We start from the raw sequence: 497 nt of genomic DNA on the forward strand, positions 1-497 counted from the left end.
GGCAACACCATGCCGCTTCAGTACATTCCGGTCGGTTCGATCATCCACAACGTCGAGATGAAGCCTGGTAAAGGCGGTCAGATTGCCCGCTCCGCCGGTACGTATGTCCAGCTCGTCGGCCGCGATGCCGGTATGGCCATCCTGCGTCTCAACTCGGGCGAACAGCGTCTGGTACACGGCTCGTGCCTTGCATCGATCGGCGCTGTTTCTAACTCGGACCACGGCAACATCAACGACGGCAAGGCCGGTCGTTCCCGTTGGCGCGGCAAGCGTCCGCACGTTCGCGGCGTCGTCATGAACCCGGTCGACCACCCGCACGGTGGTGGTGAAGGTCGCACGTCGGGTGGTCGCCACCCGGTTACTCCGTGGGGCAAGCCCACGAAGGGCAAGCGCACCCGTTCGAACAAGTCGACCGACAAGTTCATCATGCGCTCGCGCCATCAGCGTAAGAAGTAAGAGAGGTAGTCACTAATGGCTCGTTCAGTATGGAAAGGTCC

The 497-nt window shown here is 61.4% G+C and carries 1 protein-coding gene; it reads left to right on the plus strand.

Going from position 1 to position 497, the window contains the following annotated elements; translation table 11 throughout:
• On the plus strand, positions 1-456 hold a 456-nt coding region (rplB, locus tag BK665_RS33210), incomplete at its 5' end, for a 50S ribosomal protein L2 (RefSeq protein ID WP_123410642.1).
• Positions 457-497 lie beyond the last annotated feature (41 nt).

This window comes from Pseudomonas frederiksbergensis, from assembly GCF_003732665.1.
Lineage (GTDB): Bacteria > Pseudomonadota > Gammaproteobacteria > Pseudomonadales > Pseudomonadaceae > Aquipseudomonas > Aquipseudomonas frederiksbergensis_G.